This window comes from Gracilibacillus alcaliphilus, from assembly GCF_016909015.1.
In the GTDB taxonomy this organism is placed as follows: Bacteria; Bacillota; Bacilli; order Bacillales; family Amphibacillaceae; genus Gracilibacillus; species Gracilibacillus alcaliphilus.
This window is the reverse complement of sequence record NZ_JAFBFA010000051.1, coordinates 1-24,446: the sequence shown is the minus strand read 5'-3', so window position 1 is coordinate 24,446 and position 24,446 is coordinate 1. Positions and strand designations below refer to the sequence as shown.

The 24,446-nt window shown below is 40.1% G+C and carries 17 protein-coding genes; 13 read left to right on the top strand and 4 right to left on the bottom strand.

Annotated elements, in window-relative coordinates; genetic code table 11:
- Nucleotides 1-370: 370 nt before the first annotated feature.
- From yhbH to JOD18_RS22790, 6 genes are all read left to right on the top strand, one after another.
- Nucleotides 371-1,516 carry a sporulation protein YhbH gene (gene yhbH, locus JOD18_RS22815; RefSeq protein ID WP_204671650.1) on the top strand — a complete coding sequence of 382 codons (1,146 nt, stop codon included), beginning with the start codon at nt 371-373 and terminating at the stop codon, nt 1,514-1,516.
- 525 nt (nt 1,517-2,041) lie between these two features.
- Nucleotides 2,042-2,722 carry a GntR family transcriptional regulator gene (locus JOD18_RS22810; protein ID WP_204671649.1) on the top strand — a complete coding sequence of 227 codons (681 nt, stop codon included), beginning with the start codon at nt 2,042-2,044 and terminating at the stop codon, nt 2,720-2,722.
- A 17-nt stretch (nt 2,723-2,739) separates the two neighbouring features.
- Nucleotides 2,740-4,770, top strand: a complete 2,031-nt coding sequence (locus JOD18_RS22805) for an alpha-glucuronidase family glycosyl hydrolase (RefSeq protein ID WP_204671648.1) — start codon at nt 2,740-2,742, stop codon at nt 4,768-4,770.
- An 18-nt stretch (nt 4,771-4,788) separates the two neighbouring features.
- Nucleotides 4,789-5,847, top strand: a complete 1,059-nt coding sequence (uxuA, locus tag JOD18_RS22800; protein WP_204671647.1) for a mannonate dehydratase — start codon at nt 4,789-4,791, stop codon at nt 5,845-5,847.
- Between the two features lie 27 nt (nt 5,848-5,874).
- The gene (locus JOD18_RS22795; RefSeq protein WP_204671655.1) at nt 5,875-6,720 is read left to right on the top strand and encodes an SDR family oxidoreductase; all 846 of its coding nucleotides are present in this window, start codon (nt 5,875-5,877) and stop codon (nt 6,718-6,720) included.
- Between the two features lie 42 nt (nt 6,721-6,762).
- Complete coding sequence (locus JOD18_RS22790; RefSeq protein ID WP_204671646.1) at nt 6,763-6,939, top strand: hypothetical protein; 177 nt, start codon at nt 6,763-6,765, stop codon at nt 6,937-6,939.
- 18 nt (nt 6,940-6,957) lie between these two features.
- On the opposite strand, the gene JOD18_RS22785 is transcribed toward JOD18_RS22790, so the two are convergent.
- The 3 genes from JOD18_RS22785 to JOD18_RS22775 all read right to left on the bottom strand — a co-directional run bounded on the left by JOD18_RS22785 (nt 6,958) and on the right by JOD18_RS22775 (nt 12,065).
- Nucleotides 6,958-8,382 carry an aldehyde dehydrogenase family protein gene (locus JOD18_RS22785; protein ID WP_204671653.1) on the bottom strand — a complete coding sequence of 475 codons (1,425 nt, stop codon included), beginning with the start codon at nt 8,380-8,382 and terminating at the stop codon, nt 6,958-6,960.
- A 334-nt stretch (nt 8,383-8,716) separates the two neighbouring features.
- Complete coding sequence (locus tag JOD18_RS22780; RefSeq protein WP_204671645.1) at nt 8,717-10,324, bottom strand: glycoside hydrolase family 43 protein; 1,608 nt, start codon at nt 10,322-10,324, stop codon at nt 8,717-8,719.
- Between the two features lie 556 nt (nt 10,325-10,880).
- The gene (locus tag JOD18_RS22775; RefSeq protein WP_204671643.1) at nt 10,881-12,065 is read right to left on the bottom strand and encodes a NupC/NupG family nucleoside CNT transporter; all 1,185 of its coding nucleotides are present in this window, start codon (nt 12,063-12,065) and stop codon (nt 10,881-10,883) included.
- 360 nt (nt 12,066-12,425) lie between these two features.
- On the opposite strand from JOD18_RS22775, the gene JOD18_RS22770 reads away from it, so the two are divergent.
- The 6 genes from JOD18_RS22770 to JOD18_RS22745 all read left to right on the top strand — a co-directional run bounded on the left by JOD18_RS22770 (nt 12,426) and on the right by JOD18_RS22745 (nt 21,485).
- The gene (locus JOD18_RS22770) at nt 12,426-13,274 is read left to right on the top strand and encodes an AraC family transcriptional regulator (RefSeq protein WP_204671641.1); all 849 of its coding nucleotides are present in this window, start codon (nt 12,426-12,428) and stop codon (nt 13,272-13,274) included.
- 285 nt (nt 13,275-13,559) lie between these two features.
- Complete coding sequence (locus JOD18_RS22765) at nt 13,560-14,483, top strand: ABC transporter permease (protein WP_204671651.1); 924 nt, start codon at nt 13,560-13,562, stop codon at nt 14,481-14,483.
- 36 nt (nt 14,484-14,519) lie between these two features.
- Nucleotides 14,520-15,392 carry a carbohydrate ABC transporter permease gene (locus tag JOD18_RS22760; RefSeq protein ID WP_204671640.1) on the top strand — a complete coding sequence of 291 codons (873 nt, stop codon included), beginning with the start codon at nt 14,520-14,522 and terminating at the stop codon, nt 15,390-15,392.
- 135 nt (nt 15,393-15,527) lie between these two features.
- Nucleotides 15,528-17,159, top strand: coding sequence for an ABC transporter substrate-binding protein (locus tag JOD18_RS22755; protein WP_204671626.1), 1,632 nt, complete (start codon nt 15,528-15,530; stop codon nt 17,157-17,159).
- A 162-nt stretch (nt 17,160-17,321) separates the two neighbouring features.
- Nucleotides 17,322-18,026 carry a YesL family protein gene (locus JOD18_RS22750; RefSeq protein WP_204671625.1) on the top strand — a complete coding sequence of 235 codons (705 nt, stop codon included), beginning with the start codon at nt 17,322-17,324 and terminating at the stop codon, nt 18,024-18,026.
- 63 nt (nt 18,027-18,089) lie between these two features.
- Nucleotides 18,090-21,485, top strand: a complete 3,396-nt coding sequence (locus tag JOD18_RS22745) for a glycoside hydrolase family 2 TIM barrel-domain containing protein (RefSeq protein WP_204671624.1) — start codon at nt 18,090-18,092, stop codon at nt 21,483-21,485.
- A 227-nt stretch (nt 21,486-21,712) separates the two neighbouring features.
- On the opposite strand, the gene JOD18_RS22740 is transcribed toward JOD18_RS22745, so the two are convergent.
- Complete coding sequence (locus JOD18_RS22740; RefSeq protein ID WP_204671623.1) at nt 21,713-23,068, bottom strand: MATE family efflux transporter; 1,356 nt, start codon at nt 23,066-23,068, stop codon at nt 21,713-21,715.
- A 171-nt stretch (nt 23,069-23,239) separates the two neighbouring features.
- Here JOD18_RS22740 and JOD18_RS22735 point away from each other — a divergent pair, with 171 nt between their 5' ends.
- Nucleotides 23,240-24,310, top strand: a complete 1,071-nt coding sequence (locus tag JOD18_RS22735) for an undecaprenyldiphospho-muramoylpentapeptide beta-N-acetylglucosaminyltransferase (RefSeq protein ID WP_204671622.1) — start codon at nt 23,240-23,242, stop codon at nt 24,308-24,310.
- The last annotated feature ends 136 nt before the right edge of the window (nt 24,311-24,446 follow it).

Here is a 24,446-nt window from a genome sequence, read left to right as displayed (position 1 = left end):
AACTGTAAGTTTTCATATGCTCCTCCTGTTGATTAATTTTTCTATTATAACGGACAGTTTCGAGGAGTGTCTACTTTACTAATACAATATCACCCATATGACGGACACCTCTTCGTGATTTTCATTTTTTTGTCCGTCAGATCCCATATAACGGACATCTCTTCGAAGGTTCCTCTTTTTTGTCTGTCATTTCCTTTATGGTATTGGCTGGCCTTCTGCTGTGTTAATGCAAAATAGATATATTCTGCTTCAGTGCTGATCCGTTCTTGCAGCATCCTCCACTTTGTTTATCTACCTATTTCATAAAAAAGCTTAATCATTAGTTGCTTGCTTGCATACAATAAAATAATACAAGCGGAGGAGGGTAAGAATGACGAAAAATAACTTTATCATTGCTGAAGAAGATTGGTCCCTCCATCGAAAAGGATTCGATGACCAGAAACGCCACCAAGATAAAATTAAGGAAGCCATTAAAAATAAGCTGCCTGATGTCGTGAGTGAAGAAAATATTATTATGTCAAAGGGGAAAGAAATTATTCGTATCCCGATTCGATCTTTAGATGAATACAAAATTCGATACAACCATTCATCTGCCAAACATATCGGGCAGGGGAAGGGCGATAGTAAGGTTGGAGATGTCGTGGCCCAGGGTTCTAATCCAGCTAAGAAAGGTCAGCAGCCAGGTAAAGCTGGGGATCAGCCTGGAAGCGATTACTATGAGGCGGAGGTTGACTTTGAAACCGTTGAAGAGGCTTTTTTTTCTGAGCTGTCTTTGCCTAACTTGAAAGAAAAAGAAAAGGACAATATCGTTGTTACAAATGTGGAATTTCGTGATATTCGTAAAAAAGGGCTGATTGGCAATATTGATAAAAAAAGAACGATGCTTGCTTCCTATAAAAGAAATGCACTAGAAGGCAAAGCGTCGTTTATGCCAATTTATCCAGATGATCTGCGCTTTAAAACATGGGATCAAGTAGAGAAACCAGAGTCAAAAGCAGTCGTGTTAGCTTTAATGGATACCAGCGGTTCAATGGGTAATTGGGAAAAATATGTAGCTAGAAGTTTTTATTTTTGGATGACACGCTTTTTAAAGAAGAAGTATGAAACGGTTGATGTAGAATTTATTGCTCATCATACTGAAGCAAAAGTAGTGGATGAGGAGTCTTTTTTTACTAAAGGCGAGAGTGGAGGAACGATTTGTTCTTCAGCCTATCGAAAGGCACTGGAATTAGTGGAAGATAAATACCCGCCAAGCCGTTATAATATCTATGTATTTCATTTCTCTGATGGGGATAATCTTACTTCCGATAACCGCCGTTCCATCCAAGCAGTTCAGAAGCTATTAGAAGATGCCAGTATGTTTTGTTATGGAGAGGTTAATCAATACAATCGTTTCTCTACCTTAATGCAGGCATTTAAAGAAATCAGTCACCCTCACTTTAAGAAGTATATGTTACGCAGTAAAGGTGATGTCTATTATGCAATGAAACATTTCTTCCAGCCACAGCGTGCTTAATCATTAACCAACGCCGGTGCTTATCAGTACCGGCTATTTTTTTGCCAGGAAATGATAGAATTCTTGCTTGTGGATACCTGTTTGTTGAAGGCTAGCCACGGCCAGCTCCGAGTACCCGGCAACTAGTGCCATTTTAGCTCCGTACAAATAAAGAAGATTTGCCGATTGACAAAGTCAGAGGCTTAGTCGCTCCTTTCACCGGCTAAAACGGTCACGTCGTGTGACTAACGCTGATACTAGAATCGCTTGTTCGTCTTGCCCTTTGGTGAAAGGAAATATCGATTCCTAACGTCACTGTGTTGCCTTTATCTCCTGTACTTCCAGCCAATTTTAGGCTGTGCTAATAAAGGCTTTGTGACACGCTGTCGCGATTCCAGCCATTAGGGACACTCGGCGCTTTTGTTCGTTGGCCGTCTCTTGCATGAGTTTGTCTCGTTTTGAAAAAATCAACACCGATTGTTGAATTTGTGAAGCAAAACACGTATAATATTAACTACCATACTAGTATAAACGAGAGGTGGTAACATGGTTGAACAAAGACAAAGAGCAGGCGGGTCTTCAAGAGATTATGTTTACAATATTACCAAAGGACAAATTATGCATGGCAGCATCGCACCAGGAACGAAGCTTTCTGAAAAGGAAATATCTGATAAATTAGAGGTGAGCCGTACACCTGTCCGTGAGGCGTTTTTGAAATTAAATCAAGAAGGACTGCTGGGAATATTCCCGCAAATAGGTACGATTGTAACCAAAATTGACCTGAAGTCAGTAGAAGAAGGACGCTTTGTCCGTGAAAATATTGAAAAGGCCATTGTACGAGAAGCAACTACAAAGATGGATGAAGAAGCATTATTACAGATTGAAACCAATTTAACTCTACAGGAATTTTCACTGGAAAAAGGATCTTATCAACGTCTGTTTGAATTAGATGATGAGTTTCACCATTTATTATATAAAGGCTGCGATAAGCTGCGCACATGGGAAATGGTGAAGCGGATGAACATTCAATTTGACAGACTTCGTTTATTACGTCTTGCTGTCAACCATGATTGGAAGATCATTGTATCCCAGCACCGGCGGATCTTTGAGGCTATTTCAGCTGGTGACATCAACTTAGCGGAGACAGCTATCATGGAACATCTTCGGTTGGTGGATATTGAAAAGGATGCCTTACGAAAGGAAAATCCAGAATACTTTACCTGGTAGAGAGGGGATGGAAATAGATGAGAACAAATACGATGTATCGTATGTGGCTGCAATACCAGCCGATCCAGAATTTTCAGAAGGACTTATTAGGAGCAATAGCTATAAAGAATGACTCCTCCATTGCAAAATCAATAACAGAAGAACTCTCCCTGGCTTGGGAGGGGATGTTTAAACTACAGCCACAATACACGACTAATGATGATGAAAAAATTGTAATCGGTACCAAGGATAAGCTGGATCGTTTATTAGATTCGAATCAAAAAGAATGGCTTCATACTGTTTCTGAAGAAGGTTTTTTAATAGTCTATCAGAATCATCAGCTGGTGATAACAGGTAATTCGGAGCAGGCCTTGCTTTATGCTGTCTTTTGTCTGTTACGACATATGCAGCTAGGCACGGAAATCACTCAGCTTCACATAACAGAAGCACCGAAAAACGGATTGCGCATGATAAATCAATGGGATAATCTGGACGGAAGTGTGGAGCGAGGGTATTCAGGTCAATCGATTTTCTATCAGAATGGCAATATTGTACAAGATAAAACAAGAATCAAAGATTATGCCAGATATCTAGCTTCTATTGGCATTAATGCGATTTCGATTAATAATGTAAATGTCTGGGAGGAAGAAACCTATTTTATTACCAAAAAATATTTGCCTGAGATCAAGGAGATTGCCGATATCTTCCGGTTATACGGTGTTACCTTATATCTAAGCATTAACTTTGCAAGTCCGATCGCAATTGATGGATTGCAAACTGCTGATCCACTAGATCCAGATGTACAAGCATGGTGGAAAGGAAAGGCAGAGGAGATTTATTCATTGATTCCAGATTTCGGCGGTTTTGTGGTAAAGGCCGATTCAGAGCATCGACCTGGCCCGTTTACATATGGCAGGGATCATGCAGATGGTTCCAATATGCTGGCAGAAGCATTGGCACCGTTCGATGGAAAGGTAATTTGGCGCTGTTTTGTTTATAACTGTGTCCAGGATTGGCGTGATCGCAGTACAGATCGAGCTAAGGCTGCCTATGATCACTTTAAGCCATTGGATGGGAATTTCCATGACAATGTCATTTTACAAATAAAAAATGGACCGATGGACTTTCAAGTTCGTGAACCTGTATCCCCATTAATCGGTGCAATGGAACAAACAAATCAAATGATAGAATTTCAAATAGCACAAGAGTATACAGGACAGCAACGCGATCTCTGTTATTTAATTCCGCAATGGAAAGAAGTATTACAATTTGATACTTATCTGAAAGGACCAGGAACCACGATTGAGGAAATTGTAGCCGGCCGTATACACCCCTACACATCTAGTGGCATTGCAGCTGTATCCAATATTGGCGCAGATGAGAATTGGACGGGAAATACATTGGCACAAGCTAATTTATATGGTTATGGCAGATTGGCTTGGGATCCGGCCTTATCTGCAGAAGCGATTGCGAAAGAATGGATCATTCAGACTTTTGGCAGTCATGAATTGGTTGTGGAAAGCTTAAGAGAAATGCTGCTAGCGTCTTGGGAGGTGTATGAGAATTATACTGCACCACTTGGAATAGGCTGGATGGTAACTCCAAATACACACTATGGTCCTAATATTGACGGCTATGAATATTCGAGATGGGGCACCTATCATTTTGCGGATCGAGAGGGTATTGGTGTTGACAGGACAAAGGAAACTGGCACGGGGTATACCTTACAATATGCAGAACCACATCAATCGATTTATGATGATCGTCATGCTTGTCCAGACGCACTGCTTTTATTTTTTCATCATCTACCATACAAGTATACGCTAAAAAGCGGCAAAACCATTATTCAGCATATTTATGATCGTCATTTTCTCGGAGCAGAGCAAGTCGAACAATTTATTGCTAAGTGGAAATCATTACAAGAATATATTGATACAGACAGACATGCACAAGTTATGGAGCGATTCGAGTGGCAGAGACGAAATGCAAGAGAGTGGCGAGATCAGGTAAATAGCTATTTTTATCGTAAATCTGGTATTCCGGATCAACAGGGAAGAACAATCTATTGATGTAAAGGGGCATATAAGATGAAGATGGTTTTTAGGTGGTTTGGGGAGGAAAACGACAGTGTGACCTTGTCACAAATCAAACAAATTCCCAGTGTGGAAGGAGTTGTATGGGCGCTCCATGATATTCCAGCAGGGGAGGTATGGCCGCTGGAACGGATTCAGGAATACAAGGATTTAGCAGATGAGTATGGGTTTCATCAGGATGTGGTAGAAAGTGTTAATATCCATGAATCGATTAAGCTGGGAAGCCCAGAACGGGATGCGTATATAGATAATTATATCCAAACGGTAAAAAACCTAGCCAGTGTTGGTGTAAAAGTCATCTGTTATAATTTTATGCCTGTATTTGACTGGGTCAGGACGGATTTATATGGGCGATTACCAGATGGATCGACGGCGCTGTTTTATGAAAAAGAAAAAGTGGAGAATATTGATCCTATCGAATTGGTCAGGCTGATTGCGGCCAATCCTGAATATACTATGCCTGGCTGGGAGCCGGAACGTTTAGAGATTTTACAGGATTTATTTACGGCTTATCAATCACTGACAGCAGATGATTTAATGGAGAATCTTCGTTATTTCCTGGAACGAGTTATTCCTGTTTGTGAGGCCAATGATGTTAGACTGGCAATCCATCCAGATGATCCACCATGGGAAGTCTTTGGATTACCTAGAATTGTGACGACACAAGAGCGGTTACAGCAAATTATAGATTTAGTGGATAGTCCGTATAATGGGATTACCTTATGCAGCGGAGCATTAGGTGTGCGAAAGGATAATAATATTGTCGAAATGATTCATGCTTTCAAGCATCGGATTCATTTTGCACATATTCGTAATGTCAAATTAATGGAGAATGGCGATTTTATAGAGACTTCTCATTTAACCAGTGATGGCAGCTTGCCAATTGATCAAATAGTCAAGGCTTATCACGAGATAGGTTATCAAGGATATGTTCGGCCTGATCACGGCCGGCATATTTGGGAAGAGGTGTGTCGGCCAGGCTATGGCTTATATGATCGTGCGCTGGGAATTATGTATCTAATGGGATTGTGGGATGCTTATCAGAATAAGTAGATGATTAATTAGAAGGGATAGATGTATATGTTACCAATTCATTCAAATTTAAAGGATAAAGTTGCCGTTATTACAGGAGGTGGCGGAGTATTGTGCGGTGCCATGGCTGTTGAATTGGCTCGTCAAGGCATGAAAGTAGCCGTATTAAATCGCACATTAGCAAAAGCTGAGAAGGTGGTTGCAGCTATTAAGGAGAATGGCGGGGAAGCAATAGCTGTTGCGTGTGATGTATTAGATCGTCAGATGGTGACTGCAGCAGAAGAAAAGGTATTTCAAATATACGGCCCCTGTGATGTATTGATAAATGGTGCGGGCGGCAACCATCAAAATGGCACGACGACCAATGAAATCTTTCAGTCAGAAGACATAAACGAGGAAACCATTCGAACCTTTTTTGATATGACGACAGAAGGCTTTTCTTCGGTATTTAACTTGAATTTTATCGGCACACTTATTCCTACGCAAGTTTTTGCCAAGAGAATGGTAGAGCGAAAAACAACCGTGATTAATATTTCTTCGATGAGTTCGGTTAGTCCAATGACAAAAGTGCCCGCTTATAGTGCGGCAAAGGCAGCGATTAATAATTTTACTCAATGGCTGGCCGTTCATATGGCAGAAGCTAATGTCCGTGTTAATGCGATTGCACCTGGCTTCTTTCTGACAGATCAAAACCGCTCACTGTTAACCAATCAAGATGGATCGCCAACAGCGCGAATGCAGAAAATTATCGATCATACACCAATGAGAAAGCTGGGGGCACCTGAGGACTTACTAGGCACATTGCTCTGGTTAGTGGATGAAGAAGCAAGTGGTTTTGTGACAGGGACTTGTATTCCGGTAGATGGCGGGTTTATGGCATATAGTGGTGTTTAGGCACTGAAAAATTTGTACAGGGCATATATACAGAGGATAGGTATGCCCTGTTTGCTAAATGGGAAGAAGACGGTACAAGCGATAGTGGACAAACTATTGCAGCCGGTAGAACATTTGGAATATACGGGAGATACATTGCAATATGGCAGTTTGGAGCAAACCGTGAACAAGATGACTGTCTCCTTTATGCCATCTGTTTCTCATATCCACACCTTTTAAAGGCGCAGCAAAGTGGAGCTACGCCTTTAAGTTCATTACAATTAATCGTTCTTCGGTCATCTCTTTGATGGAGTATTTTGGCCCTTCTTTGCCATTACCGCTATTTTTTACACCACCATAAGGCATCAGATCGACACGATATTGTGAGCCATCATTAATCATAAATCCACCGACCTCTACTCGCTTTGCAGCATAGTAGGCCGTGTTAATATTTTCGGTAAAAATGCCGCCTTGTAAGCCATAATCCGATTGATTAATTTCATCAATACAGGCCTCTAAATCGGTATAACCACTGATACTGACAACTGGTGCAAAGATTTCTTCACAAACAACTCGCATATCCTTGTTTACATGGTCGATAATCGTAGGTTCGAGCAGTGCACCTTCCCGTTTGCCGCCACAAAGAACTTGTGCGCCTGCATCTACAGCTTCTACTATCCAAGAGATGGCGCGTTCCGCCTCTTCTTCAGCAATCATTGGACCTATATCTGTCGCTGGGTCAGACGGATCTCCGACTTTTAATTCTTTTACAGCTTCCAGCAGTTGTTCAATAAATGCCTGCTTTACTTGTTCATGTACATAAATACGCTGAACCGAGATACAGACTTGTCCAGCAAAAGCAAAGGATTGTGCCGCTAATGTCTTGGCTGCTTGCTCAATATCTGCCTCTTTGTCGACAATAACAGGAGAATTATTGCCTAATTCCAAAATCAAGCGATTTAATCCGGTCTCCTGTTTTAATGTCAAGCCTACTTCAGCACTTCCAGTAAAGGTATAAACAGCAATCCGCTTATCTTTCATCATTTGATTTCCAACGGTGGAACCAGAACCGGCGACTACCTGTAACAAACCTTTAGGCAAACCTGCTTGATCCAGTATGCTGGCCAATTTCAAGGCGGAAATAGGTGTCTTGCTGGCAGGTTTCAGCACGACGGCATTACCAGCTGCTAAGGCAGGAGCCAGTTTATGTGCTACTAAGTTTAATGGGAAATTAAACGGACTGATCGCACCGACTACCCCTACTGGGACTCTGATCGTGAATGCCATCCGATTTTCTGAGCCTGGTGCGGCCTCAACTGGTACTCCTTCTCCGTGAATACGTTTGGCTTCCTCTGCTGCTGCTAAGAATGTTAAGGCTGTGCGATCGATTTCGGTCTTTGCTTGTTTTAATGGTTTTCCTGCCTCCTTAGTGATAAGCATAGCCAAGTCATCTTTTTGCTCTTTGATCAATTCAGAGGCCTTAAATAGAATTTCATAGCGCTCAAAAGGAGATAACTGTTTCTCTTTAAATGCTTTGGCTGCACTGGTAATGGCCCGATCGACCAGCTCTTCATCTGCTTTCGCAACGGTGGCATAGACTTGCTGCGAATATTTATCTAATACCTCTATTTTTTCCTTAGCGTCGGCCCATGTACCATCAATAAATAATTGATAATGCTGCATATTGTTCCACACCTTTCTTGTTCTTTTTTTCATCGTGACATGAATGGAAGTCTGATTACCTGATCCTAATCTGCAGACTTCTATGAAAAACAAGCAAAACCCTCCACGGAGGGAAGGTTTGCCTGTTTACGGTGCTACCCTATATTCATGTTATTCCACTTTTCTAAAAAAATAAACGCAAGGTTATCGCAGTGTAACTGGCTGTAAGACTTCCACTTCAAGCAATAAGGGAATACGTCTTTTCTAAGTGGGAGATCCAACAGCCAGTAACGGCCCGATTGGTTTAACTAACGTTCAGTGGGGGATGGAAAACCCCCATTGAACGAATTTCACTTTATTGTGGCTGATAAATAAAATAATCAAAATCGGCATATTGATTCTGTCCGGATGTATCTTGACACTGCATGCCGACAAAAGCGCCAGTAAAGAATCCTCCGCCTTGGATATAGTCATCTGATAATTTATAAGATTCAAATCTTATCGGAATATCATTCCAAGCTGTACCATCAAAAGAATAAGCATACCCATAGGTAGAAGTCTTAATATCGGCACGCAGATAGACATACTCGACATCTGCGGGGATAGGAATTTCCTGCCCTTTGAGCGGCTGGGCAAATTGGAAGGCATCACAGCTCATAATTTCTAAGATACGCCCTTTGGTTTCATGCCAGGTAATTTGCAGTGATGTCCAATGTTCCGTATTATAATAATTCACTAAACCGGCAGATTGCTGAAAATCATTTGGCTGAAATTTAACCTTTGTTTCTGCTCGGAAATTAAAATCTTGCCAGCGTCTGGCAATAAATGACTGGGTAAATAAAGAAGTCAAAGATTCCCGTCCATATAAACGTAAATGACCAGGGTTGTCTGTTAAAGACGCTGACTCACCAAACAATGGGATACGCAGACTTTGAAAGTGTAAATTCAATTGGTCGCTATCAAAATCATCTTTTACTGGATAATCAAGTTCCCATTTTTTTTCTGGTAAGTCAGGTCCTTTGATTTCCAGACTAGGCTGGTTTCCGCCAACAACATAAGGCCAATCGTTTTTCCATTCTAGTCGTTGAATAGCTGTTTCTCGTCCTAATGGACAGAAGCCGCGTGGTTCCAACACGGATGTATGCTCATCTGGCAGCACTCTTCCGGTTAGGTGTACTAAGAACCATTCTCCGGTTTGTGTTTCTACAATCGAAGCATGTCCTGCTTTCTGCAGCGGATTACGTGGGTAAGGCCAAGATGTAATCAGCGGATTGTCAGGATGAACTTCATAAGGACCGTTAAGATGACGTGATCGTGCTATCGTGGCACAATGTTCGAATTTCGTTCCGCCTTCTGCTGTTAACAAATAGTAATAACCGTTCCATTTGTAGAGATGGGGTGCCTCTGTCAGCTTCACATCTGTGCCTTTAAAAATCACCTCTGCCTTGCCAACCAATTGGCGTTGTTGATGATCATACTCCTGCAGTACGATGCCGTAGAAAGGATGGTGACCTACTCGGGAATCCCATTTCATATTAACTAAATATTTCTTTCCATCTTCATCGTGAAATAAAGAAGGATCAAAACCTGAACTATTCAAGTAGATAGGATCTGACCATTCGCCATCTATGGTGGTAGCCGTACTTAAGTAATTATGACAGTCTTTCCAGTTGCCATTAACAACCTTCACATCGGTATAGATGAGATAAAATTGACCGTCTGCATAGGACAATTGCGGAGCCCATACTCCACCAGAGTTAGGATTGCCTTTCATGTCTAATTGACTTTTTCTGCTTAGCGGCCGAGACAGAAGACGCCAATGCTTTAAATCCTGTGAATGATAAATTCCAACACCGGGAAACCACTCAAAGGTAGAGACCGCAATATAATAATCATCTCCTACCCGGCAAATACTTGGATCAGGGTTAAAGCCAGTCAAAATAGGGTTTGTAATGGTTGCCATTCAATTCACTCCTCTTTTTTTGAAAACGATTACCAAAATGCTGATAGATCGCTTTTTATTTGAAGTCAGATAAATTATATCATAAAAAAGTTAGATAGTGTAATGAACAAACTAAGTTTTTTAAAAGAAAGTATATCCAATTAGCTATTTTAGAAATAACCTCCGTAGCAGATATGGAGAGCAAGGCAATCGCTGCGGCTGACCGTATCGCTTTTCGACGTACAGGACGTCGCGATGTTAGTCTGCCGAGGGGCATAGAAAACACGGTGAAAGTTTCTTGTACTTGAACAGATGCTGCACTTGTACTCTTGAGAGAAAGCGACTTCTCGGAGCGGACATCTCACTTGGCAAAAAAGTAAAGGACCAAATGCTCTTCATGTTTTTTCTTAATCATGCTATTAAGAACATCTTTATACCAGCTCATTTTACCAGAATATCTAAATATCGCTGGGCTTTTCAGGGAGAAAAGCCCAGCGATAGAGGAATGCCGGTATTCTGTTTATTAAACAATCGAGACAACGCATGATTTAAGTCGTGCAGATGAAATTGGCTTTCGTTATAAAAATAGACCCGCCATTGTCGCAGATAGAATCGAAGCTAAGGTTGCCCCTGCTAACAGTTTCAGTCCAAAGCGTGAAACAATTTTTCCCTTCTCACTGTCTACTCCTTGAACTGTACCAGCAATGATGCCAATGGAACTAAAATTAGCGAAGCTGGTTAAAAACACGGTTACCACGCCAATCGTCTTTTCTGATAAACTAGACATTGCTTCTTCCAGCTGCAACATAGCGACAAACTCATTGGTGATAATTTTGGTTCCCATAATACTGCCTGACTGTAATAATTCGCCAGGGGCAACTCCCATTAAATAAGCCAGTGGTGCCAGCACATAGCCAAGGATATCCTGCAGTGTTGTACCAGCAAAGATCGCGGCAAACACCCAATTGACCAATTCTAATGATGCGATAAAAGCAATTAGCATTGCTGCCACAATTAAGGCAATTTTCCCGCCGTCGAGTGCTCCGTTCCCCATTGCTTCAAAAAGGCTTTTCGCTTCGGAAACATCCTGCACATCTACTGCATCATCTTCTGCCTTTATGCGGACAGGTGCAATAATCGAAGCAATGATCAAGGCACTGAACATATTTAGAGGTATAGCAACGAGAACATATTGCGCTGGCAGCATTTGAATATAAGCCCCTACAATAGAGGCGGACACAGATCCCATCGCTGAGGCACTTACAATGTATAAGCGGTTTTGCGTCAAATGATGGAATTGGGATTTGATTGCCAGAATGGCCTCTGACTGCCCAAAGAACATACTATTGACTGCATTAAATGATTCTACTTTTGGTAAGCCAGTGATCTTAGAAATACCCCATCCAAGGTACTTAATGATGATGGGTAATATTTTTAAATAAGTCAAAACCGACAGCAGGGTAGAGAAGAAAATAATCAGTAATAGTACATTAAAGAAGAACACATCGCCGCTCATATCAATGCCGCGGATAATGAAGGTTACACCAGCTGTTCCAAATTCAATCAATTGATTAAATATCTTGGAAATAAAGTTAATAATCGCTTCACCTATAGGAGTCATAAACATAAAGGCGGTCGTAATAACTTGCGCTATTAACATGACTATAAGTCCCTTATAATTAATATTTTTGCGATCATTGGACAATAGATAAGCAATGCCCATTACAAGAACAATAGCAATAATCCCTAATATAATACTCATTGCGTTTCCCTCCTTTATGTATTACCATACCCAAATGATGATTAGGCTACACCATTTTTACACGAAAACGCTGATGAAGTACTTGGCTGATTTACACACTGTTTTGAGAACAGCAGAAATACAACTAGTTCATTTCTGCGCAAAAGGGAGCATGTATATTTGTAGAAAGCTTGTTTAAAGGGATTTTTTTCGATAAAATTTTATATGATACCTTGTCATGTTAGAGTGGTTTTTACTCGTTATTTGGTGACAGTGTTCTCAAAAAAACAGTATCAGAAAATAAAAGGAGGTAAACAAGCAGTTCTAGTTATTTAAAGTTGCATGGTAATAAAATATAATTATTTTAGGCGGTGAAAGAAAATGGAAGAGTTAATTTCTGTGGAATACAGAATGACTTCAGACCCGGACCACGGTCAAATGCATTCCCATGATGCCTTTGAGATATATATGTTTCATCATGGTAAATGCCGTTATTTGATTCATCAGGAATGTTATGAGTTACTGCCTGGTGATATTTTATTAATGAATGGGATGACCTTGCATAAGCCTAATGTACCAGCAGGTTGTGAATATGTAAGGAGTCATGTGCATTTTTCGCCTGAAGTAGTCAAGGGTTTGTTAGAAACAATTCAGGCAAGTGAAGTACTGGAGATATTTGAATCATGTGGTCATTTTCTGATTCGAACCAATGACTACAACGGACTTAATGAAGTAGAAACCATATTTAAACGGTTGAGTGAGGTGGGGAACAACGAAGACAGGACGACCAAACTTAACGTATGGGAAAACAAGTTATTGATTGGCCAGCTGCTGATCCGTGTACATGCATTACTGCGTGAGGTAAAGTGTGACACCTTGCCGAATAAAAGAGGAAAAACCTATCACGCAGAAAGAATTACTCAATTCATTCAAAATAATTTTCATGAACCGCTGACAATTTCAACGATAGCTAAGCAATTGAATCTAAACAAATCTTATATTTCTCATGTGTTTAAAGAAATCACTGGATTTACAGTAATGGAATATGTCATGGCTTGTCGATTGAAGCATGCAAAATATTTGTTAGAAACTGATTGGGATAAATCAATTAAACAAATTGCGTACGAAAGCGGCTTTGAGAACCCAGCTCATTTTAGCAGGTTTTTTAAAGAGAAACAGCATTTAGCTCCAAAAGACTATCGAAAACAGCGTTTATTATTTTATCAGTAATTAGTTACCTAACTAAGTTTGTTGATTGAGCGAACAAAGATATATCTAAAAAATGAAAGCGTTTATATAAAATGAGAGGAGTGTTTAAAGCAGATATAAGCTCAAATGCTACCATGTGCTTGGTGAGCAGAGGAGTATAGGTCAAGAAAATAAGCTAAGAAACCATTCAATCATGTTTAATATAGCAGGATTATATTTTTTAACTGCATTAGTATACTAGTATTACTAGTGCAGATGACAGGAGGGCTAAATATGAATCATCCGCAGAATAGAGAAACGGGTGAAATGGCGATCGCTGTTTCACGAAATAAAAAAGAGCGATCTGTATTCATCAAAGATTGGCAATTGTATTCCTTAATTGTACTGCCGATCATCTATCTGATTATTTTTAAATATGGTCCCATGTTTGGGAATATCATTGCCTTCAGGAGGTTTGTACCAGGCGGCAGTATTATCGGGGAAGAGTGGGTTGGTTTTCAATATTTTCAAATGTTTTTAAATGACCCAACTTTCTTTAAAGTGTTTTCTAATACATTTATTTTGGCGTTCTTATTGCTGGTTATTACCTTTCCAGCGCCAATTATTTTTGCGCTACTACTTAATGAATTAAAAAACCAATTGTTTAAACGATTTGTACAGACAGCATCTTATCTGCCTCACTTTTTTTCGATTGTTGTTGTAGCTGGTATGGTATTTGAGATATTGTCTCTGAACGGACCTGTTAATGCCTTGATAGCTAACTTAGGTTTCGACAAAATTAGTTTTATGCAGCTGCCGGAATGGTTCCGGACGATTTTCGTCAGTGTAGACTTATGGCAGTCACTTGGCTGGGGGGCGATTCTTTATTTGGCAGCCTTGACAGGTATCAATGAAGAACTATATGAGGCAGCTAGAATTGACGGTGCCAACCGCTGGAAACAAACGATTCATATTACAATACCGGGTATATTGCCTACTATTGTTGTGTTGCTGATTTTAAATATTGGTAACTTCCTTCAAATAGGCTTTGAAAAAGTCTTGCTGCTGTATAATCCGCTTACGTATGAAACTGCTGATGTGATTGCTACTTATGTTTATCGTGTCGGCTTACAATCCGGCAGTTTTAGTTATGGTACAGCAATTGGCTTGTTTGAATCCATTATTGGCTTGGCGCTCGTGTTAGGTGCCAACTACGTTTCAAGGCGGATTACAGATAACAGCTTATGGTAAATGATGAATCAAGGTGGAAAAGGAGGATGATAACTGATGAAAGAAACATGGCAATATAAACTATTTAAATATTTTAATGTGACTATTCTGATTTTTATTGTGTTTGTCACTTTATTTCCTTTCTTTAATATTGTGGCTCAATCTTTTAGTTCAGAGTCGTATATCAACTCTGGGCAGGTGAGTTTATGGCCAAAAGGATTTAATGTGGAGACTTATAGAGTGATCATGTCTGATAATATGTTTTGGGTTAATTATAAGAATACCGTTGTCTATACCGTTGTAGGTACGGTTATTTCACTAGTGCTCTCGACAATGATAGCATATCCATTATCGAAAAAACGCTTAAAAGGAAGAAGATTCCTTACCTTATTTTTTGTCTTTACGATGTTCTTCAATGGAGGGTTAATTCCAAACTATGTGTTAGTCACGTCATTAGGCTTCGGTAATAGTATCTGGGCGATTGTTATTCCCAATGCGATCAGTGTGTTTAACATGTTAATTATGCGCACCTTTTTTCAGAATATTCCAGAAGAACTGGAAGAGGCTGCTATTATGGACGGTTCCAGCACGTTCGGTATTTTGTTTAAAATCGTACTGCCGCTATCAAAACCGATCTTGGCAACGATGATGTTATTCTACGCGGTGGCTCATTGGAATTCGTGGTTTCCTGCTTTCATCTTTTTTACGGAGAAAGAGTTGTTTCCAGTATCGATCTATTTAAGAAATATGATCAAAGGGGCAGAAACGGCAGTTGGAGCTGGGGCTACCAGTGCAGATAACATGGTTCAGATTTCTTCTAATATTAAGTCAGTAACGATGGTTTTGACCGTTCTGCCTATTTTAATGGTTTATCCATACATTCAAAAATATTTTGTTTCAGGTGTTATGCTGGGGTCTGTCAAAGGATAGAACGGAAGCAAGCGATCCTCAAGTAAGTGCAAGTTCTATCGAGGGTTAAATCATAGAGGAGGTGAGCGGGGCAGCAAAGGATCTTGGTCAGAAGCAGCAAAGTCATGGAATCAACTATATTAGGAGGGGAAAATAATGTTAAAAACGTATAGAAAAGCTCTCAGTATTTTCGTAATGATCTTATGTGCCACAGTATTAGCAGCATGTAATAACTCTGAATCGTCAAGTGAGAATCCAGCAGATGAGATAACACCTGGAGAAGGTGCTGCTATGGAAGATTTTAAGGCAGGGGATTCGTTTAAGGCAACTGAGCCGATTACGGTGTCGACTTTATTTAGTGATCACCCTAATTATCCGTTAAATACTGATTGGTTATTTTTAGAGGCATTAGCTGACAAGACAAACATAACGCTTGAACATACCAGTGTGCCAATGAGTGATTATACGGAAAAACGAAGCTTGCTGATTAGCAGTGGAGATGCGCCATATATTATTCCTAAGACATACCCAGGTGAGGAAACACAATTTGTCTCTTCTGGAGCCATTCTGCCGATCAGTGATTATGTTGACTTAATGCCTAACTATCAAAATAGGGTAGAAGAATGGGAGATCGAACCTTTCTTAGAGGGATTGAAACAACAAGATGGAAAGTATTATGTGTTACCGGGTATCCATGAGAATGTCTGGCCTGATTATAGCTTAGCTGTTCGAACTGATATTTTAGAAGAGCTTGGCTTGGAAGAGCCTACCACTTGGGATGAAGTAGAAGACATGCTACTTGCGATGAAAGAAGCGTATCCAGATAAAACGCCTTTTAATGATCGCTTTCAGTTTAATAGTACGTTAAATATTGCTTCTGACGGTTTTGACACCATGGCTGGCTGGGGATTAGGCAGCATGCTGACTTACGAGGAAGATAGCGATGAATTTATCTTTGCACCTGCTACAGAAGAATACCGTCAGCTGGTAGAATATTTTAGCGGTTTAGTAGAGCAGGGTTTACTTAATCCAGAGAGTGTAACACAAGAAGATGAGCCGGCGATTGAGAGTTTTACCAGAGGTGATTCTTTCGTAATCAATACGAACGGTCAAACATTAGAACAATATCGAACAACCATGAATGAAACATTAGGAGAAGATAATTACTCTATCAAAAAAATTGTCGTACCGGGCGGGCCGGCTGGTCAATTGATGTCAGGAACCAAACTGGAGAACGGTATTATGTTCTCGGCTAAGATGGCAGATGACCCTAACTTTGAGGCAATCTTACAATTTATTGACTGGCTCTTATACACAGATGAGGGGATTGAATTCTCCAGATGGGGAGTAGAGGGTGAAACCTATACCAAAGATGACGAAGGGAACTATCAATTGGCAGAGCATATCAGCTTCCGGGGGATGAATCCAGGGGCAGATGAAGACTTGCAGGTTGATTATGGATTCTCACAAGGTAACTGGTCTTATGGCGGTTCAACGGAATTATTGCATTCGACGTTTAGTGAAGAAGAAATTGAATTCCAAAACCAAATGCACGAAACAAAAGAATTAGTACTGCCAGATCCAAATATCCCTTATGATGCGACACAATTAGAACAAGCATCTTTATTAAGTACACCGCTGAAAGATACAGTTGAGCAGAATACGTTAAGGTTTATTGTCGGTGAACGGAGTATGGATGAGTGGGATAGCTTTATTCAACAGTTAGAGGGGCAGAATATGCAAGGTTATGTTGATCTTGCCAATCAAGTATATCAAGAAAATAAATAATGCAATGACAGCGGAGCAGTGATCTGCTGCTCTGCTGGATCAAGGTGTTAACTATCGATGAGACTTATATTGCAAGGAGTCGGACGTTAACACCCTGATCTATTTTGTTAACTAGATGTTCCAGTCATGATCAGTTTGGTGATGATGAAAGGAGGAATTCCAATGAATGGAAGTCAGTATGAAATGGGCGGCTTTTATCAATTTTCTAAGTATACTTCTTGGCTGCTGCTGTTGAATTTCTTATTTATTATAAGTAACTTGCTCGCCTTCCTAGTATTTATCTTGTTCATACCTACTATCTCTAACACTATTTTCTATTTTTTTGCTTTGATTCCGACAGGGGCAGCTGTTAGTACATTGTGTTATTGTTTATCTATATCACCAGATCAAACCAATATATCTGTGATGCAGCAATTTATGAAGACCTATAGACGAAATTTCATCGATGTGTTAAAGGTTTGGCTGCCGATATTAGTAGTATTTTTTATTTTTATCATCGATATTCAATATTTTCAGCAAGAATTAACGGTATTCGGCCAAATAATGAATGGGCTATTTCTCGTCTTACTTTTATTACTAACTGTCTTTGCTTTATATTGCTTATTAATTGTCGTCCATTTTAATTTTAGAGTTCGCGATGTATATCGATTAGCTGTTTATTATATGTTTACCCGTATCAAGATTACAACGGGGAATATCGGCATTGGCTTTCTGACATTGACAGGAATGTTTTTTATTTCCGATTTTATTATCTTGTTTACCGCTAGCCTTGTTGCATGGTTTATTACGATGAACTCATCGCCCGTTTTGGAGGATATCAGAGCTAATTTTATAAAAGAGCAGGCCTCAAAAACTACGGGAGAATGATGGTTGGGCTGCTAAATAAAGAAAAAGCTGATCAAATAAAATAGTAGAGAAAGGGTGCTGCAAGTGAATCAAAAGCAGCTATTCAATGATAACTGGTATTTTGCCAAAAGTGATATCACGGCAAAGAATGATGCCGATTTGACTTATCAGCCTGTAGATATACCACACGATTGGCAAATCTATAATACAACCAATCTTTATGAGAATAGTATTGGCTGGTACCGGAAAGAACTTGATGTATCCGAGCATGAAGCAGACCAGTTTTTGTTATATTTTGATGGTGTATATATGGACTCTACACTCTATATTAATGGTCAATGGATAGGGGAATGGAAATACGGCTATTCCTCTTTTGAGCATGATATTACACCAGCTTTACAAGCAGGCAAGAATGAAATTAAGTTAAAAGTCGTATTCCAAGCCCCGAATAGCAGGTGGTATTCAGGTGCAGGCATTTACCGTAATGTATGGTTAAAGAAACGGGGACCAAATTATATCAAGACAGATGGTATCTATGCCTCCACCTCAAACCATCAAGGATCTTGGCGGCTGGAGATAGAAACGGACTTAGATGTGAAAGAAGACGCAGTATTAGTTCATCAATTATATGATCAAGAGAAACAGATTGCCAGCAGTCAGGCACGGGTTTCGAAAGGTGATCTAATCAATCATCAAGTCATGCAAACAGCCGATCCAAGGCTGTGGTCTCCGAAGGAACCTTATCTGTATCAGTTAGTAACAGCGCTGGTTGTAAACGGAGAAACGGCAGAAAGACAGAGTCAATCTATTGGTTTTCGAGAATTCATGATGGATCCAGATCAAGGCTTCTTTCTGAATGGCCAGCATCTCAAAATCAATGGTGTATGTGAACACCACGATCTTGGCGCCCTTGGTGCTGCGTTTAATAAGGAGGCACTAAAACGACGCTTTCTGTTGTTAAAGCAAATGGGCGTAAATGCGATTCGTACAGCTCATAATATGCCAGCCAAGGAACTCATGGAATTGGCCGATCAGATGGGCTTCATGATAGTCAGTGAGGCGTTTGATATGTGGGAACGTTCAAAGACACCTTATGATTATGCTCGTTTCTTTAAAGAATGGTCTTATAAAGATATAGCGAGCTGGGTGAAAAGGGATCGTAATCATCCAAGTCTTATGATGTGGAGTATTGGTAATGAAATTTATGATACACATGCTGATGAGCGCGGTCAAACGTTAACCCGGCAATTAGCTGGTTATGTCCAGCAGTTTGATCCGAGGGCAAATGCGGTGGTCACGATTGGATCTAATTATATGGCATGGGAAAATGCTCAAAAATGCGCTGATATTGTCAAAGTAGCCGGTTATAATTATTCGGAGAAATATTATCATCAACATCATCAAGAGCATCCGGATTGGATTATTTATGGCAGTGAGACGGCATCTGTTGTGCAAAGCAGAGGCGTTTATCATTTTCCGTTGGAGGTTAGTATTTTAACAGATGAGGATGAACAATGTTCTGCTTTAGGCAATAGCTCCACTAGCTGGGGAGCTGCTTCAGCTGAAGCATGTATTATCGCTGAACGGGAGGCGCCCTACTCGCTGGGTCAGTTTATCTGGACAGGATTTGACTATATTGGAGAACCTACACCATATCATACAAAAAACGCTTATTTCGGTCAGCTTGATACTGCTACTTTTCCGAAAGATTCCTATTATATTTATCAAGCTGCTTGGACGGATTATCGAGAGGCGCCAATGGTACATATTTTTCCATATTGGGACTTTAATGAAGGGCAGATGATCGATGTGCGTGTTGCTTCGAATGCTCCATTGATTGAACTGAAACAAGAAGGGAAATCGCTTGGTACTTTTGAAAACAAAGGTTCTCAATTAATAGGTTGGTGGAAGGTTCCGTATCGAACAGGAGAGTTACAGGCGATTGCCTATAATAAAGAAGGAGAAGTAATTGCAACTGATGTAAAAAGATCATTTGGTGATGCTCGGCATATTCGGTTAAAGCCTAGTAAGCAGGTTTTAACTGCCAATACCGTTGACTTAATTTTTGTAGAAATAACAATGGAAGATGAGGCAGGCAATACAGTAGAGAATGCTAATAACCGTGTGGAGGTATCGGTTACAGGAGCTGGCCGGTTAGTAGGCTTAGATAACGGGGACAGTACTGATTATGATGCCTATAAAGGTACCAGCCGGAGATTATTTAGCGGCAAGCTGATGGCTGTTATTGCGGCAACATCAGCGGATGGATTTATTGTTATGGAGGTGCATTCCAAAGGACTGGAGCATGAAATATTATACTTGGAGGCAGAACCCCCAAAAGAAAAGCCTGTTGATGTCTCTGCAGTAGTGGCAAATCAGCCAGCTCCAGTTAAGACAGGGGCAGAAGAGGAAATACCGGTTCGGAAAATAGCTATTACAAGTGAGGCAGGTCAAGAGTTTCATCCAGACAGGCAAGAAATTACCTTCCAGGCAGTGCTTTATCCAGAGAACACGTCATACCGTGAAGTAGAGTGGAGTGTAGTAACAGATGCAGGAATTGAAACCAACCTTGCTTTAGTAGAAACAGAAGGGCATAAGGCAAAGGTTAAAGCATTGGGAGATGGGACATTTCGTGTGCGCTGTACAAGTAAAAACGGCACAGACAAAGTCAGGTTGATTTCTGAGCTAGAATGTACCGCTGTCCGCCTAGGGAAGGCTTATCATGATCCCTATCAATTTGTTTCCGCCGGCCTTTACCAGTATAGTAAAGGGGAAGTAACTAATGGAAATGAGCATGGAATTGCTACTAGCAGAGATGGAGAAACGCAGGTAGGTTTTGATGATCTGGATTTTGGCAGCAGTGGATCAGATTTGATTACGATCCCTATTTTCGCTTTAACTAGTGAACCATATAATCTACAAATTTGGGAAGGGATGCCGGATGAAGAAGGCAGTGAGTTACTGGCAGATGTTGTCTATCAAAAAGAATCTAAATGGAATGTATACCAACCGGAAACCTATCAGCTAGCGAAGAAGTTAACTGGCATTACGTCGATCTGCTTTGTTCTTCAGCAAAAGGTGCATATAAAGGGCTTTTCATTTACAAGTGTCAATAAGGCTTTTGAGCAGCAGCATGCGGCAGCGTGTGATCATATTTATGGCGATACCTTTACAATAGTGGAACAAAAAGTAGAAGGGATCGGAAATAATGTATCATTGGTATTTAATGATTTTGATTTTACCGAATTGGGTGCTACCAAGATAGAAATACACGGTCACTCTCCTATTGATAAAAATACCATTCATGTTCAATTTTCTAATAACCAAAGTTCACATAGACAATTAATTGAATTTACACAAACAAGTGATTATCAAACTAAAGTGGTAGAGATCGAGAAGGTTACGGGCAAACAGACGGTGACATTTATCTTTTTACCAGGTTCACAGTTTGATTTTGGCTGGTTCCGCTTTAAACATTAGTAAATCTCATTCTGCCATATAGATGAAAAACCCAAGTCGTGAGCTTTAACTTGGGTTTTCCTCATCATTCACCTTCTGTACCTTGAAAAAAACTATATCCCTTTCCTGCTTGCACACACATTTTGAAGTTAAGGCTGATACAAAAGGTAATTGCCTAAATACTTTCCGATGTGTGAAATCTGATTATATTAACATGAGCCACCTTAGCCTCTTTTATTCTATATCCATCACCCTAGCTGCCGTGATAACTGCCACTGCATATAATACATCCGGCCGAATAAAGTAATAGCACCTGCAGATAACCCGATGATTAACCCTAGCCAATAACCGAATGCATCCAGCGCTGTATAGTTAGCCAACAGCCAGCCACTTGGTAAACCGATCAACCAATAAGATACAAGTGACATCCAAAAAGTTACATTAACATCTTTATAACCCCGTAAAATTCCTTGTACCGGTGCACCTACTGCATCGGCGAATTGGAAGAAGATCGCATAATAAAGGAATTGCTTGGTTAACGCTAATACTTCTGGATCTGTACTATATAAGCTTGCTACTTGGTTATCTAATAAATAGATCAAGCCGCCAGCAATGATGGCAATAGCAATGCCGGACACAATCCCCATATAAGAATAGATCCTTGCGTCTTTGATCCGACTCGCCCCAAGTTCAAAGCCAACGGTAATCGTTAATGCCATCGCAATACTGAGTGGGATCATATATAATAATGAAGCAAAATTCATGGCAGCTTGATGGGCTGCTATTGTATTTGTACTATAGCTGCTCAACATCATAGTAACAGCAGAGAATATGCTTACTTCAAAGAAGATCGAAAAACCAATCGGTACACCAAGCTTTAAATGGATAAACCATTGCTTGAAATCAGGTTTCTGTAATTGATGAAGGATCTTATGTTCACGAAAGGGCCGAACATAATGAACAATATAAATAGCAATAAAGGCATTGATGAAAAAAGTTAGTCCCGACGCCACTCCTGCACCTATCCCGCCCAAAGCGGGAAATCCAAATTTTCCAAAGATAAATAAGTAGTTTAGAATAATATTAATAGGCAGAGAAATTAATATGATGAACATGGATATTCTAGTGTGGCCAAGTCCATCAACATAGGAACGCAAAAGGTTATAGATAAATAATGGAACCATACCTAGACCCATAAAAATAATATAATATTTTGCAATATGAGCAACTTCTGATTCTAAATCCATTAAACTTAATACTGGATCCAATAGAAAAGCACCTATTACTGTTATGATAAGGCCTAGTGCAACTGCTAAATAGATGCCTTGTTGAACCGTTGTTTTGATTTTGTCCTGTTGTTGCGCTCCAGTTAGTTGAGCTACAATTGGTGACATGGCCATCATTATCCCAACCATTGTCATCTGTACAGGAACGAACAGGCTGGAGCCAATTGCTACCCCTGCCAGATCAACAGAGCTAGCTTGACCAGACATAATCGTATCAAAGAAATTCATTAAATACATACATACTTGCGTGATTAGAATGGGAATCAGTATAATCATAAAGAGCCTTATTTTTTCTTGTAAAGTTTTCGTTTGGAACATCATTCATCTTCCTTTTTTGTTAATGGTACGTGTTCAAAAAAATCACCAGGTCATTTTGACGGCTTTTTTGAACATTCTCTGATGGGGAAAGTAACAGAAAGACAGTTTGTGTTTTCTGATTAACTAAACGGGATTATATCATATATTGAGAGAGAGAGGTTGATTCTTTTTATGAATCGTAAACAAATTATTGTTACAGGCGGTGGAACAGCTGGTCACGTGATGGTGAATCTGGCTATTATTCCAGAATTCCTGAAGGAAGGGTGGAGTGTAGATTACATTGGTTCCCACAATGGCATTGAAAAGGCATTGATTGAATCGATCGAAGGGGTAACCTATCATGCTATTTCTACAGGAAAGCTGCGTCGCTATTTTTCCAAGGAGAATTTTAAGGATCCATTTAAAGTAATGAAAGGGACCTTCCAAGCGGCGCGAATTATTGGCAAGAAGAAACCGGCTGTTATCTTCTCTAAAGGCGGCTTTGTTTCAGTACCTGTATTAGTAGCAGCCCGTCTGCGTGGTGTTCCAGCGGTGATTCATGAATCCGATTATACACCAGGTCTGGCCAATAAATTAGCTATTCCATTCTCGAAGAAAGTACTGGCTACCTTCCCAGAGACGATGGAGTATCTTCCAAAAGAAAAAGCAGAATGGGTTGGTGCTGTTGTCCGCGAAGAATTATACAGCGGTAATCGTGAGCGTGGTTTTGCCATGACAGGCTTTTCGTCAGGTAAGAATGTATTGCTCATTATGGGGGGCAGTGTCGGTTCCCAAAAAATTAATCAGGCGATACGAGAAGGTTTAGATCAATTGTTAGAAGATTTTCAAATTATTCATATTTGCGGACAAGGCAACATTGACGAGACTTATAAGCGAGAGGGTTATTTACAATTTGAATATGTCCAAGAAGAACTGCAAGATTTATTAGCGATTACTGATTTGGTTTGTTCCAGGGCAGGATCGAATTCGATCTTTGAATTTCTAGCGTTACACAAACCGATGTTGTTAATTCCATTATCTTTACAAGCCAGCCGCGGGGATCAAATCGTGAATGCCAAATCTTTTGAACAGCAGGGATATGCTCGAGTAATACAGGAGGAAGACTTATCCACGGATTCCTTAAGAACCTCTTTGCAGCAGTTAAAAGAAGATAGAATGGCAATAAAAGAGAAGATGATGGCTTATCACTCCAGTGAGGCAAAGGACAAAGTGATCGATATCATTAAACAGCAGGCCAAGTAAGCCCTATCAATTGGCTTCAGTTCAGGACTGTATTAAAATAGATAGACTCTCGGAATTTCAAGAGTGAAAATGACCCAATTTCCATAAAATCACTGGAAATAAAGCTTAATCCAGGCAAACAACGGTCATTTTCATG